The 14,539-nt window shown below is 42.3% G+C and carries 16 protein-coding genes; 13 read left to right on the top strand and 3 right to left on the bottom strand.

All coding sequences use genetic code 11. The features are described from left to right. Window positions 1-93 precede the first annotated feature (93 nt). Both IPP77_06540 and IPP77_06535 read right to left on the bottom strand, forming a co-directional pair. Entirely contained in the window at window positions 94-1,131 is a 1,038-nt protein-coding gene (locus tag IPP77_06540; protein ID MBL0309326.1) for an o-succinylbenzoate synthase, read from the bottom strand. A gap of 97 nt (window positions 1,132-1,228) precedes the next feature. After that, window positions 1,229-1,999 (bottom strand): C40 family peptidase, encoded by a 771-nt coding sequence (locus tag IPP77_06535; protein MBL0309325.1) that lies wholly within the window; start codon window positions 1,997-1,999, stop codon window positions 1,229-1,231. A gap of 331 nt (window positions 2,000-2,330) precedes the next feature. Between IPP77_06535 and IPP77_06530 the strand changes: the two genes are divergently transcribed. Together IPP77_06530 and IPP77_06525 are read left to right on the top strand one after the other, a co-directional pair. After that, a complete protein-coding gene (locus IPP77_06530; GenBank protein MBL0309324.1) occupies window positions 2,331-3,386 on the top strand; it encodes a PorP/SprF family type IX secretion system membrane protein in 1,056 nt (351 codons plus the stop codon). 163 nt (window positions 3,387-3,549) lie between these two features. Beyond that, window positions 3,550-4,122 carry a uracil-DNA glycosylase family protein gene (locus IPP77_06525; GenBank protein MBL0309323.1) on the top strand — a complete coding sequence of 191 codons (573 nt, stop codon included), beginning with the start codon at window positions 3,550-3,552 and terminating at the stop codon, window positions 4,120-4,122. 83 nt (window positions 4,123-4,205) lie between these two features. On the opposite strand, the gene IPP77_06520 is transcribed toward IPP77_06525, so the two are convergent. Next, window positions 4,206-5,216, bottom strand: a complete 1,011-nt coding sequence (locus IPP77_06520; protein ID MBL0309322.1) for a hypothetical protein — start codon at window positions 5,214-5,216, stop codon at window positions 4,206-4,208. Between the two features lie 810 nt (window positions 5,217-6,026). Here IPP77_06520 and IPP77_06515 point away from each other — a divergent pair. From IPP77_06515 to IPP77_06465, 11 genes are all read left to right on the top strand, one after another. Then, window positions 6,027-7,319, top strand: coding sequence for a hypothetical protein (locus tag IPP77_06515; protein MBL0309321.1), 1,293 nt, complete (start codon window positions 6,027-6,029; stop codon window positions 7,317-7,319). Window positions 7,320-7,362: 43 nt separating this feature from the next. After that, on the top strand, window positions 7,363-8,547 hold the full coding sequence (locus IPP77_06510; protein ID MBL0309320.1) for a molybdopterin molybdotransferase MoeA: 1,185 nt from the start codon (window positions 7,363-7,365) through the stop codon (window positions 8,545-8,547). A gap of 18 nt (window positions 8,548-8,565) precedes the next feature. Next, complete coding sequence (locus IPP77_06505) at window positions 8,566-8,949, top strand: LysR family transcriptional regulator (protein MBL0309319.1); 384 nt, start codon at window positions 8,566-8,568, stop codon at window positions 8,947-8,949. Between the two features lie 60 nt (window positions 8,950-9,009). Then, the gene (locus tag IPP77_06500; protein MBL0309318.1) at window positions 9,010-9,759 is read left to right on the top strand and encodes a sulfite exporter TauE/SafE family protein; all 750 of its coding nucleotides are present in this window, start codon (window positions 9,010-9,012) and stop codon (window positions 9,757-9,759) included. Window positions 9,760-9,806: 47 nt separating this feature from the next. Then, entirely contained in the window at window positions 9,807-10,346 is a 540-nt protein-coding gene (locus IPP77_06495; GenBank protein MBL0309317.1) for a molybdenum cofactor guanylyltransferase, read from the top strand. Then, window positions 10,330-10,563 (top strand): MoaD/ThiS family protein, encoded by a 234-nt coding sequence (locus tag IPP77_06490; GenBank protein ID MBL0309316.1) that lies wholly within the window; start codon window positions 10,330-10,332, stop codon window positions 10,561-10,563. The genes IPP77_06495 and IPP77_06490 overlap by 17 nt, the downstream gene beginning before the upstream one ends. Window positions 10,564-10,566: 3 nt before the next feature. Next, a complete protein-coding gene (gene moeB / locus IPP77_06485) occupies window positions 10,567-11,703 on the top strand; it encodes a molybdopterin-synthase adenylyltransferase MoeB (protein ID MBL0309315.1) in 1,137 nt (378 codons plus the stop codon). Further along, window positions 11,700-12,146: a molybdenum cofactor biosynthesis protein MoaE gene (locus IPP77_06480; GenBank protein MBL0309314.1), complete on the top strand. Its 447-nt coding sequence runs from the start codon at window positions 11,700-11,702 to the stop codon at window positions 12,144-12,146. Before moeB ends, IPP77_06480 begins: the two co-directional genes overlap by 4 nt. Before the next feature lie 3 nt (window positions 12,147-12,149). Beyond that, on the top strand, window positions 12,150-13,061 hold the full coding sequence (locus tag IPP77_06475; GenBank protein MBL0309313.1) for a bifunctional molybdenum cofactor biosynthesis protein MoaC/MoaB: 912 nt from the start codon (window positions 12,150-12,152) through the stop codon (window positions 13,059-13,061). 18 nt (window positions 13,062-13,079) lie between these two features. Further along, window positions 13,080-13,466, top strand: a complete 387-nt coding sequence (locus IPP77_06470; protein MBL0309312.1) for a hypothetical protein — start codon at window positions 13,080-13,082, stop codon at window positions 13,464-13,466. A 236-nt stretch (window positions 13,467-13,702) separates the two neighbouring features. Continuing rightward, window positions 13,703-14,203: a hypothetical protein gene (locus tag IPP77_06465; protein ID MBL0309311.1), complete on the top strand. Its 501-nt coding sequence runs from the start codon at window positions 13,703-13,705 to the stop codon at window positions 14,201-14,203. Window positions 14,204-14,539 lie beyond the last annotated feature (336 nt).

Genomic DNA, 14,539 nt, shown 5'->3' with positions numbered 1-14,539 from the left:
ACCAAAAGAACAAACTCTCCAAGTCTCCAAACCAATTTCATCAAACATTATATAAGCAATGAAGCATCTTATGGTGCTTCGTCATATTCCTATTTACAACTCCAACTTCCCCCAAACCTTCGTAGGATTATAGCCCAAACATCCATTCTCGATAAATAAAGGAGAAGCAACATTCTTCGTATAAAGACCGCCGGTTCCGAGACCTTGTGCGAGAGGATTATTATATCCAAAAACCCATTGGGCAATGGCATTAAGACCGATATTGGATTCCAAAGCGCTGGTGGCCCACCAGCCTATGTTTTGCTCCTTGGCTAACTCAATCCAATGATTACATCTCTCAAAACCTCCCAGCAAGCTCGGTTTCAGGATGATGTATGAAGGATTGATTTCGCAGAGCAAATCTTTCATTTCGCTATCAGCAATACCAATCAATTCTTCATCCAAAGCAATGAGGATCGGTGAGTTTTTACAGACCTCTTGCATTAGCTTTATCTGCCCTTGTTTCACGGGCTGTTCTATGGAATGAATATCAAAATGCGCAAGTCTTTCTAATTTTTTGAAAACATCTTTTTGGTTGAAAGACCCGTTGGCATCGAGGCGGATTTCAATCAAATCGGACGGGAATTTACTGCGGATAAAATCCAGCAGCATGATTTCCTCCTCAAAATTAATCGCCCCGACTTTTATCTTGATACACCTAAAGCCTGCTTCCAGCTTCTCTCCTATTTGCCGAAGCATAAAATCCCTTTTCCCCATCCATACCAATCCATTGATGGGAATTTGTTTTGCGCCTTTGGTAAAATCACCTTCAAACAATACCATCTTCCCTCCCTGGCTCAAATCGAGCAGGGCTGTTTCGTATCCAAACCGGATAGAAGGGAAATGCTCTAAGTCAGGCATCTGGGACTTGTCACCTGTTGCGCAGTAATTACATACCTCTTGAAGCATGTTTTCATAAGGAGATAAATCATCTATGCTCAATCCCTCTATAAAGCTGCATTCGCCCACACCGGTTTGTTTTCCATCGCTGAGGAACAGGTAATAACCATTCTTCACCTTCATGACACCGCGAGAAGTCAGCACCGGCAACTTAAACGTCTGTTGATATTTCTTAAAAGAAGATTTAAGCATGAGCAAGCAATTCTTTCACCAAAGAGCCTCGAAAAGTATTTATCCCACTTTCGGCGCAGATACCCACACCGGCCAGCACCGCGAATCTCTTCTTCATCTAGAAAAACCTTTTGATAAGTTTCAGCTGATGCGAATACTTTTTGCTTTCGCTGTTGTGAATGCCAAAGTGGTCTATCTTATCTACGCGAACCTTGCCGGAAGCGTGTATGATGGTTCTATCTTTCAAAATCATTCCGGTGTGAATTATTTTTCCATCTTCATTATGAAAAAAAGCAAAGTCGCCAGGGCGAGATTCTTCAATGAAATTAACGACCGAGCCCTGTTCAGCCTGCTGCCAGGCGTCGCGAGGCAATTTGATTCCCATAAACTTAAATATCACCTGCGTGAATCCAGAGCAATCTATCCCAAAGGGCGAGCGCCCGCCCCATAGATATGGCGCATTGAGATAGCGCATGGCTATCCGTTCAAACAAGGCGGAATTCTGGGCATCTGGTTGAATGGCCTGTCCATTGTAAATAAATTTTCCCTTACCCATTTTAAAATTCATACCATCAAAAAGGGGAAGACTGCTCCCGGAAAGTATCGGAATAGACTGATGACTTGACGAAGCATTGCACACCATATCCAATGCCACGCCTGATTCCCCCCTTAAAAGATTATTGAAATCTTTTTCACTCAACTCGCGATGTTGGTTTTCATCTATCCAACCTTCATAACCGTCGTAAATACAAGCAATGCGCAACCAGTTTTCCTTCTTTTCCAGAACCTTATATGATTCTCCAAAAAGCAATTGTGACACCAACTCGCTTCTATGAGCAGCCTCGCGCCGAAGGGGAATGATACTTAAATGGGTCAATCCATATTTCATAAAGTCGAATATAGCCTTCTATACGGGTTTTTTGAAAGAGAATGTGTTCAGGTTTCCACATCTTTCAATCTCGTTAGATATTTGGCATACATCTTTACCGAAAAAAACAGCATCTTTATACACGAAGAGGAGGTTGGGTGTGTGGACGTAAGGTTGGTTAAAGAATATTTTTAGGTTTGGACTTTAATCGGACTCCATTTCCTTTCTTTTTAAACAATACAGCATTTGTAAGAAACTTATTTCTGTTTCATTCGTATATACAGAGAAACGGTTCTCTTTAAACAAGAATGAGTCAAGAATAATCGGATCTGAAATTAGTGTGATGAAAAATATGTCGGTAAATTTTTACAAAACAGTTTGTATAACAGCGGGAATGCTTTTTGCGTTTATCGCTGGTGCTCAAGACATTCACTTTTCTCAATACAATGCCTCACCGATGGCGCTCAATCCAGCTATGGCTGGGATGAACAGTTGCGATTACCGCGTTTACGGCAATTTTCGCTCGCAGTGGCTCACTATAAATAGCGGTGGAACCTACCGGACTTTTGCCGGCGGCGCGGATATGTCTATAGGAAAGATTACGAAGTACAACAGTTTTGCTGGACTCGGTGTTTCTTTCTTTTCAGACCAGGCGGGCGACCTGAAACTGGGTACCAATCGAGTAGATGTTTCCTTTGCTTATCACGTTATGCTGAACCGAAAAGGTACGATGCAACTTTCGGCTGGTTTACAAGGCGCTTTCAATTATCGCTCTATTGATCCTTCTAAAGCTACTTATGATGACCAGTATGATCCTTCTACCGGTGGGGCAAATCCTGCCATTCCTGGAGAAAGTTTTGGAAGAACCCGAGTGATGTATGGAGATGCAGGGTTTGGATTTTTATACAGCGCCATGTTCAAAGAAACGACCAATTTCTATTTTGGTTTTGCTGCCAGCCATCTCAATCAGCCTAAAATTTCGTTTTTCCCCAGCGGACAGGATGCCAGCAAGTCAGGCAACGAGCGTTTGAATCTTAAACTTACTTGGCATGGAGGAATGTCGCTACCAATTGGCAAAAAATTATCGGTGATGCCCAACTTTCTTATTTTATGGCAAGGCCCTTCATACGAATTTAATGTAGGGTGTAATTTCAAAACGATTATCGGCAACCCTACTCTTAGCAAAACAGCAGTGGCTTTCGGAGTACAATACCGCGGATTGTATGATGCAGTCATCCTGAACACCCGAGTTGACTATAAAGGAATTGGGCTTGGACTGAGTTATGATATAAATATTTCTAAGTTGCTCCCGGCCTCCAATTCCATAGGAGCACCAGAAATTTCCCTGACTTACCAAGGTTGTTTCCGCAAGAAACCAAAGCCGGGGCACTGTCCGTATTTTATCTAAGCTCTGCTTTTCCAAGCAAGTCTTTTCTGAAGTAAAAAGTATTACCTCGCGAAGTATGCTTTATTGAAAACATGTTGGCTGCAATACTCCGGATATTTATAAAGCGATAAATTTATCTTAACTATGCGTGATGACTATAACTAGCTCTGCATCACACTATCCGATGAATAAATTAATCAAAGAGGTTCTGGCTTGTACCATCTGTAAATCCTATTTACCCTTTCCGCCGAAACCTATTCTCTCTGTCAGCGCCGATGCCAGAATCGTTATCATCGGACAAGCACCCGGAATAAAAGTTCATCAAAGCGGCATCCCGTGGATGGATCGGAGCGGCAATGAATTAAGGCGCTGGCTAGGGGTTACCGAAGATCAATTCTACAACAACAAACTGTTCGCACTGATGCCCATGGGCTTCTGCTATCCGGGCAGAGGCACTTCGGGTGATTTGCCGCCTCGGCCTGAATGTGCCCCTGCCTGGCATGCTCTTCTATTGAAAAAAATGAAGCATTTAGAACTGACCATCTTAATTGGACAGTATTCCCAAAAATATTACTTGGGAAAGCGTTTGAAACCAACACTTACCGAAACAGTAAAATCCTTTCACGAGTATCTGCCCGAATATTTACCGCTGGTTCACCCCTCACCCAGAAATCAAATATGGCAAAAGAAAAACCCTTGGTTTGAAAAGGATATTGTTCCCTATCTGCAAAAGACCATTGCTTTAATGTTGAAATAAGCACAAGGCGCGTCACCCATCCCAAAAAATTAAAGAAGGATAGAATCTTCAGCCAATAAAATACTTGGAGATACAACTAAGCCCTACCGATGCATCATCCAGCAAGTCGAATCTTGCTGCTTGGCAAGGACAAGCACTTCCTCTGCACGAAAACGGTCGGTGCCAGCAAAGTAGCCCACTTTAGTAAGCCCATTATTTCTAAGCACAAGAATTTCAGACTCTTTGAAATCTTTTCGCAAATTTCTCTTTGCCGCTTCTACATTATTCGGTTGACGGAAAGCTCCGACAATGACATAATAACCACCGACGACAGACGAAGAAACTACACTTGTCTTCCCTTCCGTTCTAATCGAGTGGCTTGATATAGACTCATCATTAATTGCAGTTTCAGATTCCAGACTATTATCTGTTTCAGCCAAAGAAACTTCATCCATTTCAACCGGTAAAGGGTTGAGTGGTTTATTATCAACATAAAAAATCTGGTTCACAAAATTCATAACCCCCGCCTCATCCAATTTCAAAGGCTTAATCTCCACCCCTACCGACATCATACGAAATAGCACACTTATACCCCCCACGAGAAGAACGGCGGCGGCTATTTTCCATCCTTTAGCTACACTCTTGTCCGTGCTCTTTTCCACTAGCTTTCTCCCAATGGTCACCAGGTTCTTTTCTCGCAACACCGGTTCAGCCACAAAACTTTTTAAGCCAAAAGAAGTTTTCAGATAGTTCAGCGATTCATCGGGCGCAAACTGAATATTGCCCTCAATGTCGGCAGAAAGAGTGCCAATATTTCTCAGCCTCACCTCCTCACTGCCTCTAATCAAGGCATTTGAAGACTCCACCCATTTCTGGATGCCTTCCATCGCTTCAGAAAACAGCAGGTGTTTCTTACCACAGATATAGTTGACCAATAGCCCATCATTCTTTTGAAGATTCTTATTGAACGAAATAGCTTTTGAAGGCGGGCTTACCCGATGAGTAACAGCCTCGATGGCTGCGGGTTTATAATTGCAAATCAATCCGCCAAAACCGGGGATGATTACACAATCATGATCCCATAATAACTCGCTGATGTAAACTGAAATATCCATAAACTTAGTCTAAAGACTTACTGTGAATCCGAACGCAAAGTAAAAAACCTTTTGCAAAACCGGCGAAGGGATGCCCATTTTTTCTTTACCGATAGAAATAAATTTCATAAACTACAAAAGCAGTAGATACTTCATGATACGGTATTAAGATGGATTGGAAGAACGTTGAGTTTCTAAATAGTGAATCATCCATAACAAGAGCCGCTACCCTCTTTCAAACGGCCTGCACCCGCTTCTGAACTGCCTATACCCGGTTTGAAACTGCCTACACCCCCTCGACATACTGCCTATAGCCCCTGATGAACGGCCTTTAGCTAGTTCTAACCTGCCTACAGCCCGTCGCATGACACCCTATAGGCAGGTTAGAACTGCCCAGAGGCCGTTCGGAACTGCCTACACCCCGTCCACATACCCCCCACCCCCCGTCGGCATACCCCCCCTAACCCGTCTATGCCCCCCCCTGAACATGGTCAAAAAAGGTCTTTTTCTTAAAAAAAACGGCATATCGGTTCAAATTGGTTTCTATCTACGCAGTTTGATGCAGAGCGCTGCCCTGCGGGGCGCAAGATATGCTCCCGACACCAATCCAGATTCTTTCAAAATATTTTTAGCGGAATCGAGATTGGGGAGCTGCCCGCCTTTGAATTTCCAACTGTATATTTACATTTTAGATATACCGAAATACAATTAGCCTATTGACATCATTCATGTCTGCCACCCACTAAAGTCATTAATAATCAGCTCGCATTACCACACATTTGGCGGATTTTTAAACTAAAATCATTAACCGTAAAAACAAAGTCATTCACTATGAACAGTTTTAAGTCATTAATACTGGCCTTTATATCTTCTTTCGGACTTATCTGTTCCCATGCCCAAACATCGTTTGATATTGCCATGCAATTTCGTCCCAGATTTGAGCAACGGTTAGGATACGGCACTCTACCTTCTGCCGGTTCTAAATCTGCCTTTTTTATTTCCGAACGCGCCCGGCTAAATGTAGGCTTCAAGTCCAAATATGTAAAGATGTATATGAGCTTGCAGGATGTGCGGACATGGGGCTCTGAAACGCAAACACAAAATATCGCCAGTTTTGCTTTGCACGAAGGATGGGCGGAAGTATTTGTAAAGGATAATATCTCCTTCAAACTAAGGCGGCAGGAGTTAGTGTACGACGATTCACGTCTTTTTGGAAATGCCGATTGGGGGCAACAGGCCCGGGCACACGATGCCGCGGTTTTCAAATTTCAACAAAAAGGTACCACACTGCATGTTGGTGGCGCCTTCAATCAGGCATCGGAGGGTTTTTTCGGTACTTATTACGGGCTTAATAATTACAAAGCCTTGGCCTTTCTATGGTTTAATCAAAAATTTGTGGCGGACAAACTCAAACTATCTTTCTATGCCGTTACGGATGGTTTTAGTGCAGATACTTCTCTACATCAAAACAAAGTGTATTTCCGTGGAACCGTTGGCCCCATGCTCCACGTTAACACTAAAGGAGTTAAAGCCAATGTTACCTTCTTTACTCAATTTGGAAAAGATACTTATCAAAAGGACATTCTTGCATTTTTTGCCTCGGCTTATGTAGAATATACGGTTAAGAAAATAGTGTCATTAGGAGTGGGTTATGATTTCATTTCTGGCAATGATGCTTCTGATATTTCTAACAAGCGCAACAATAAATTCAACACGCTCTACGCCACCAACCATAAATTTTACGGGCACATGGACTACTTTCAGAACCTGCCAAAAGACACCAAAGGAGGTGGCTTGCACGATGCCTACTTTAAATTCAAAGCAATGCCTAACGCTAAAGGATCTGTGGGTTTCGATGCCCATTATTTTCTGCTCGCCAATAAAGTCAAGAATCTAGCTGTGCCCGGTCAGTATTTAAAACTCCCACTCGGTTTTGAGCTAGATGTCTATGGCTCGTATAAGCCGATAGAGTATATTGAGTTAACTGCAGGTTACTCCACTTTGTTTGCAGCTGCGTCTATGGAAGCCCTCAAAGGCGGCAGCCGAAAACAGTTTGCCGGTTGGGGGTTTGTTATGTTGAACGTGAATCCTACTATCTTCAAATGGGAAAAAGAAAAAAAATGATGCCAACTACTTTAAAATATTCAATGACTCAAAAATAATTAGGATGATTTCAGTAGAAGAAGCAAAAAAAGCAGTAGTAGAGGCAAGCGTTCCGCTTTCGCCTATTCAACATCCTGCCGCCAAAGCATTGCATTTTGTGTTGGCCGAAGATGCGCTGTCGCCTACTTCATATCCTCCTTTTCATCAATCAGCCATGGATGGTTTTGCATTTGTATATGCTGACTATGCCGAAAAGAAACCTATTGAAATTATAGGCGAAGCCCCTGCGGGAATCCCATTTAAAGAAAAAGTTTTGACCGGAACCGCGGTTCGTGTATTTACCGGTGCAAAAATTCCGGAGGGAACCGATACCGTGGTGATGCAGGAAAAAGTTTCTGTTGAGAACGGCCAACTGATTATTCAGGATGCCGCCCTAAAGCAAGGGGTTAATGTTCGGCAAGAAGGCCTACAAATCAAAAAAGGAGAAGTTGCTTTAGAGAAGGGAATCGTTCTCAATGCCGGAGCAATTGGCTACCTCACTAGTCTGGGGATTACCTCCGTGAATGTCTATCCAAAACCCAGAGTGTCCATCATCGTTACCGGTAGCGAATTGCAGAAACAAGGCAGACCGCTGGAAGATGGGCAAGTGTATGAGTCCAATTCATTCTCTCTCATTGCAGCTTTAGCATCCATTCATATTACTCCCACCGAGGTAATTACTATTGGTGATGAGGAAAAACAAACCACAGACACCCTTCGCTCCGCTATCGCAAACTCAGATATTGTTTTAGTGTCTGGGGGAATCTCCGTAGGCAAATATGATTTTGTAGGGAAGTGTTTGGAAGAACTGAACGTTGAAAATATCTTCTATAAAATATATCAGCGACCGGGCAAGCCATTATTCTTCGGTAAACAAAATAACTGCTTAATCTTTGCCCTGCCCGGAAATCCCGCTTCTGTGTTGAGTTGCTTTTATGAGTATGTTTTGCCTTCCTTAAAAATAATGCAGGGGTTCACCGAAGTATTTTTGAAGAAATTAAATCTTCCCCTTTCGGCTGATTTTAATAAAAAGGAAGGGCTTGGCTTTTTCTTAAAAGCAAAAATTATTAATGGCAAAGCCGCCGTTCTTTCCGGTCAGGAATCTAACAACATAGGAGCCTTTGCATTTGCCGATTGTATAATTTATCTGCCAGCTTCTAAAGGAAATGTAAAAGCAGAAGAATTGGTGGAAGTACACTTGTTGCCGTAATAAATAACATTTAAAAACATGACCGATATCATTTTTGAGGAACAGCGATGCTCGCATATTTGGTATCGCATGTTTAAAGTGAGAGGCAACATTTGGATAGAAAGTGAGAATGGCGCTTTAATTGGCGTTGGTCGAATGAAATTGCTCGAACAGATAGATGAGCTAGGTTCCATTACTGCTGCAGCAAGGGCCATGAAAATGTCCTATCGGCAGGCATGGGAGTTAGTAGATTCTATGAATACGCAAGCAAAGCAAGCATTAGTAGAAACCTCTACCGGGGGAGTCGGCGGCGGTGGAACAACAGTTACCCATGAAGGGAAAAAAGCAATTAAGCAATACAAGAAATTACTCGAAAGTTTTGACGAATTTCAAAATAAGGAAACGGGTAGATTAAAATTTTAACCAGTATTTTTTTAGGTATCGCTGTATTAAAAAGTGAATAGCGAAAAATATGAATTACCAATGATAGAGTCAACCTCCATACTATTTCTTTCTATGCTATTTGTAGTGGCCTTTCTATATTCTTCGGTGGGGCACGGCGGAGCCAGCGGCTATCTGGCACTCATGGCTTTGTTTGGCATTGCACCTGCCAGTATGAAATCGTCCGCGCTCATCATGAACATCTTTGTATCGTTCACCGCATTTTACGCCTACTACAAAAGCGGCTATTTCAAATGGAAATTATTTCTGCCCTTTGCCATTGCATCCATACCCGCATCGTTCATCGTAGCGTATCTCACGGTAGATGCGCTGCTGTATAAAAGAATATTGGGCCTTATTCTCATTTTCCCCATCCTCAGATTAGCCGGCCTTTTGGGTAAAGAGCCAATAGTCGAAAAAGAAATTAACCGATATGCCGCCTTTGCCATTGGTGCTGCCATTGGTTTGCTATCGGGAATGATTGGCATAGGGGGTGGAATAATTCTTTCACCGGTCATTCTGTTGTTACACTGGGGAAAGATGAAAGAGACAGCCTGCGTATCGGCACTTTTCATTTTCGTGAATTCAATTTCAGGACTAATTGGTTTGCTCAGCAAAGGAGTTACTATTGACCCTTCCGTATATATATGGGTGGGCATTGCTTTGGCCGGTGGATTCGCAGGAGCATATTTTGGGAGTAAAAAGTTCAGCAATCCTTTTCTCAAAAAAATTCTTGCCTTCGTGCTCGTAATTGCGAGCATTAAACTTCTAACAGTATCAGAACATAAATGAAAACAAAGGTGACAGGCGTAATTTTGGCCGGAGGGAAAAATAGTCGCATGGGAACCGACAAAGGTTTGTTGGTCGTGGATGGAAAAAGAATAGTGGAAAGGATAGCGGAGACGCTGAAGCCTCTCGTTGATGAAATTATCATCATTACCAACGGAAATAATTATGATTATCTCGGCTATCAAACTCACAACGACCTTATAAAAGACTGCGGTCCAATGGGAGGGATATACACAGCACTATCTTTCAGCAAGACAGAAAAAAATTTTGTGGTGAGTTGTGATATGCCTTTCATCACAAAAGAACTTGTTCAATTAATTATTGAAAATTCCGGTGATAGTGATATTGCCATTCCGATGCACCATGAAAAGTTAGAGCCACTTTGTGCAGTTTACGATAAACGTTGCCAGCCAAAATTGGGTGAGTTATTAAGAGATAAAGAATGGAAGTTGCAGGAGGCGTTGAAGCATTTCAAAGTCAAACAAATTCTAGTTCCTGAAACAGTCTTAAAGACAAATTGCTTTGCTAACATCAACACGCCCTCTGAATTTGAAGCATTAAAATCAAGCAAAAATGAGTATTCAAATTAAATTATTCGGTCAACTTGTTGAAATAGTCGGGAGCAATGAATTGGAATTGCAAGGGGTGAGCGATACTGATTTAGTTCGGCAAAGATTGATTGCTGATTTCCCAAAACTCAGGAACTATCCCTTTGTAATTGCGGTGAATAAAAAGATTGCTAATCAGAACCAAAAAATAAATACAGACGACGTGGTGGCACTTTTGCCACCATTTGCCGGAGGATAGAGTATGTTGTCAAAACAAGAAATATCGAGATACAGCAGGCATCTCTTGCTTCCCGAAATTGGCATGATCGGTCAGGAGAAGTTGAAGAATTCGCGTGTGCTGGTGATTGGCGCAGGCGGGCTAGGTTGCCCTGTCTTGCTTTACCTTACAGCAGCAGGTGTCGGCAACATAGGTATTATTGATTTTGATTTAATAGACGAAACCAATTTACATCGCCAAATTTTATTTGACAGTTCGGATATTGGAAAACCGAAGGCAGAAGTTGCAAAAGCAAAGCTTCAAAAACAAAATCCATTGGTTGATATAGTGGTTCTCAATACAAAACTCTCTACCCAAAATGCGTTGGAGATATTTTCCACTTACGACATCATCGTGGACGGCACCGACAATTTCGCTACACGTTATCTTGTGAACGATGCCTGCTTTATACTTAAAAAGATATTGGTCTCCGGTTCTATTTTCAGGTTTGAAGGGCAGGTCGCTGTCTTTGATTTCAGAAAAGATAATGTCCCTACCTATCGGTGTTTATTTCCCTCTCCCCCTTCTCCCGACTTGGCCCCAAGTTGCTCTGAAGCGGGTGTCATCGGAGTTCTTCCAGGCATCATTGGTACACTGATGGCTAACGAAACGATTAAGGTGATTACCGGTATCGGAGAAATCCTTTCAGGGAAATTATTGGTCATGAATGTCCTGAATATGAATTTTCAAACCCTTGAATTTGAAAGAGATTCAGAAGCTATAAACACTATTCCGAAAACGGAAATAGAATTCAAAAAGATGGATTACGAATATTTCTGTGGCAGGCGAAAACAAGATAGTTCTGTTCACAATATTTCTGTTGATGAACTGATGGAGTTGATCTTATCCAAAGAAAAGATTCAGATTGTGGATGTTCGCGAAATCAATGAATCACCGATTATCACGCTGCTCAATGATTTGAAAATTCCACTGGGAGAAATTGAGGAACGTGCTCATGAAATTTCGAGAGATAGAAAGGTGATTGTTATTTGCCAAAGCGGCATAAGAAGTGCACAAGCAATTGAAATTTTACAAAACCAATTTGCTTTCAAGAATTTATTCAACCTAAAAGGTGGTGTGATGGAATGGGTGATGAACGTCAACAAAACAGAAAAAGTATGAGCGAGAAAAAGAAACATAAGGTATTGATAAGCGGAGCGGTCACTCCTGATTTTATTGCAAGTTCTATTGCTAAACACAGCACCAAAACAGATATAGGCGCTCACGATATTTTCCTTGGCCAAGTTCGCAACGATGTGATTGACGGAAAAACGGTTCAGGCAATTGACTACACGGCTTATGAAGAAATGGCTGAAGAAAAGTTTCACGAAATACGCGAAGCAGCTTTTGCGAAGTTCAGTCTTACCTGCATGCACCTCTATCACAGCTTGGGCAAAGTGAAAGCCGGAGAAATTTCCCTTTTTGTTTTTGTATCATCGTCCCATCGTGCTGATGCTTTTGATGCCTGCCGCTTTATCGTAGAAGAAATAAAAGCAAATGTGCCTATCTGGGGCAAAGAAATATTTGAAGACGAAACTCATTCATGGAAGGTAAACACCAACTAAATTATGGTAGATATAACATTTAAAGCCTCTACACTTCGCGAAGCCGTTGCAACGGCCATTGTGAAAGTGAGCAAGAAAGAAACGCTCGAAGCAGTTAAAAACAAAACGGTTCCCAAGGGGGATGTGTTGGAATGTGCGCGCACCGCTGGGCTTTTTGCGGTACAGCGCACCAGTGATATGATTCCCGATTGCCATCCTATGCCGGTAGAGTTCACTCAAATTCGTTATGAGATTTCTGAAATGGAAATTGAAATCGAAGTAGAAGTACACACCGTTTATAAAACCGGTGTAGAAGTAGAAGCCATGCACGGAGCATCGGTGGTGGCGCTCACCATATACGATATGCTGAAGCCGATTGATAAGGGCATCGAAATTTCTACCATCAAGTTGAAGGAGAAAAAAGGTGGCAAGTCCGACTTTATTGACCGGTTCAGGAAAGATTTGAAAGCGGCGGTGATCGTTTGCTCCGACAGTATTTCGGCAGGCAAAAAGGAAGACAAAGCCGGCAAAGCCATTATAAAGAAATTAGAAAGTTGTAGTGTAAATATTTCCGACTATTCCGTCATTCCCGATGAAATAGAAGTGATACGAAATAAAGTAGAGGAACTTTACGTAGAAAAAAATGATCTCATTATTCTCACCGGCGGCACCGGTCTTTCTCCAAGAGATTCCACACCGGAAGCTATTCGTCCTTTGCTCGATCGCGAGATTCCTGGCATTATGGAAGCCGCCAGAAATTATGGACAAGATAGAACGCCTTACTCCATGCTATCGCGCGGAGTGGCCGGTATGAAAGGAAATTGTTTAATCCTCGCTTTGCCCGGCTCTACCAAGGGGGCAAAGGAAACGATGGATGCACTTTTCCCTTCGGTGCTTCACATTTTTAGAATAATAGAAGGAGCAAGGCATAATTAAAAACCAAATAAATAAACAATGATAGCTACAGATTTCAACGAAAAGTATTTTATGTACGAAAACATGGCGATATGGGAAATCAACTCGATGGAGGATTTTTTCAAGAGCCATAATATGATGAAGGAAATATTTAAAAATGAATATGGCGTTCCCTATTCGGAAGAAACTTCAAAAGGCATTAACTTGATGGATGCAGGCTTTGCCATTGTCGAAAAACTATTGGATTGTTTCCGAGATAAACATTTTGTTGTTTTTTCTATGAACGACGAGAACCATAATATTCTCAAAGGATTGCAGGATAAGAAGGTCATCAACTTTGGAATGGACATTCATGTTCTGAACCCGCGAAATATTTATGTTTTAGAAATGGATAAAACTAAAGACCTCCAGAAATACGACTCATAGTATCCAATGAAAAAGAGAAGCTGCTATTACAACAAAAATAAACTGTCCAAGCCTTTAATATCTGGACGGCCTCACAAAACTGGTCGCAGTTTTCCATAGATTTAGCGCCTTTTCCACAGGAATGATTGTGCAAAAGTTTTCGGCACCAACATTTATTTTTTAGCCAAAAGCGTTTTAAACTTGCATCGTAATTATCGCCTTCATATTTTTTAACCAAAACAAAAAAAACAAAACAGATGGCCTTAGATAATTTAATTTCCATCCAGTTCGATGCTTCAGAAATTGCAACCATCGAATCAGCACTTTCCAGCATTGAAGCCACCATCGCCGCTAAGATGGTGAACCTGACACCCGAGCAAAGCCAGCAGTATGGCAAAATCGGAAACGAAACCGAGTTTTTCATCACCAAAACTCGTACTTACATGGGCTCCTTGCCTGTCATTATTCCTTCTTTTCTGAATGTAACAGAAATGGATAATGACTTGGCCGCCCGCGATGCGATGAAGCCTTTGCTTCAGCGTATGAATTCTATCACCGAAAGCATGAGCGATACCAGCCGCCTCTTGGGCGCTGATATTTTTCACGCTGCAATTGCTGTTTACAGAAACACAAAATTTCTGAGCGGCCAAAATGTTCCCGGAACCACTTCTATCTATAATGATTTAAAAGCCCAGTTTCCGGGCGGGGGTTCTGGCCCTAACCCGCCGGACGACCCGGCAGGTGGAGGTACTCCTTGATTTCAAGATGAATTTTAACAGAAAGGCTGCTTTTTCCGAAAAGCGGCCTTTTTTTATGTTTTTTGACCTGTTTTGACCCTGTTCAGGGGGTACATAGACGGGTTAGGGGGGGTATGCCGACGGGGTATAGGGGGTAGGTGGACGGGGTGCAGGCAGTTCCGAACGGGCTGAGGGCAGTTCAAAACTGCCTATAGGGTGTCATGCAACGGGCTGCGGGCAGTTTCAAACCGGGTGCAGGCAGTTCGGAACGGGCTAAAGGCCGTTCATCAGGGGCTGTAGGCCGTACATATAGGGGGTGCAGGCAGTTAAAAACTGGGTGCAGGCAGTTTGGAAGGG

It is taken from the genome of Bacteroidota bacterium (genome assembly GCA_016722375.1).
Taxonomy (GTDB): Bacteria; Bacteroidota; Bacteroidia; order Chitinophagales; family LD1; genus Bog-950.
This window is presented reverse-complemented; position numbering and strand designations above follow the sequence as displayed.

Coding starts and splice junctions, on each gene's coding strand:
- IPP77_06540 (MBL0309326.1), bottom strand. CDS start 1,131: ATGCTTAAATCTTCTTTTAAGAAATATCAACAGACGTTTAAGTTGCCG.
- IPP77_06535 (MBL0309325.1), bottom strand. CDS start 1,999: ATGAAATATGGATTGACCCATTTAAGTATCATTCCCCTTCGGCGCGAG.
- IPP77_06530 (MBL0309324.1), top strand. CDS start 2,331: ATGTCGGTAAATTTTTACAAAACAGTTTGTATAACAGCGGGAATGCTT.
- IPP77_06525 (MBL0309323.1), top strand. CDS start 3,550: ATGAATAAATTAATCAAAGAGGTTCTGGCTTGTACCATCTGTAAATCC.
- IPP77_06520 (MBL0309322.1), bottom strand. CDS start 5,216: ATGGATATTTCAGTTTACATCAGCGAGTTATTATGGGATCATGATTGT.
- IPP77_06515 (MBL0309321.1), top strand. CDS start 6,027: ATGAACAGTTTTAAGTCATTAATACTGGCCTTTATATCTTCTTTCGGA.
- IPP77_06510 (MBL0309320.1), top strand. CDS start 7,363: ATGATTTCAGTAGAAGAAGCAAAAAAAGCAGTAGTAGAGGCAAGCGTT.
- IPP77_06505 (MBL0309319.1), top strand. CDS start 8,566: ATGACCGATATCATTTTTGAGGAACAGCGATGCTCGCATATTTGGTAT.
- IPP77_06500 (MBL0309318.1), top strand. CDS start 9,010: ATGATAGAGTCAACCTCCATACTATTTCTTTCTATGCTATTTGTAGTG.
- IPP77_06495 (MBL0309317.1), top strand. CDS start 9,807: ATGGGAACCGACAAAGGTTTGTTGGTCGTGGATGGAAAAAGAATAGTG.
- IPP77_06490 (MBL0309316.1), top strand. CDS start 10,330: ATGAGTATTCAAATTAAATTATTCGGTCAACTTGTTGAAATAGTCGGG.
- moeB (MBL0309315.1), top strand. CDS start 10,567: ATGTTGTCAAAACAAGAAATATCGAGATACAGCAGGCATCTCTTGCTT.
- IPP77_06480 (MBL0309314.1), top strand. CDS start 11,700: ATGAGCGAGAAAAAGAAACATAAGGTATTGATAAGCGGAGCGGTCACT.
- IPP77_06475 (MBL0309313.1), top strand. CDS start 12,150: ATGGTAGATATAACATTTAAAGCCTCTACACTTCGCGAAGCCGTTGCA.
- IPP77_06470 (MBL0309312.1), top strand. CDS start 13,080: ATGATAGCTACAGATTTCAACGAAAAGTATTTTATGTACGAAAACATG.
- IPP77_06465 (MBL0309311.1), top strand. CDS start 13,703: ATGGCCTTAGATAATTTAATTTCCATCCAGTTCGATGCTTCAGAAATT.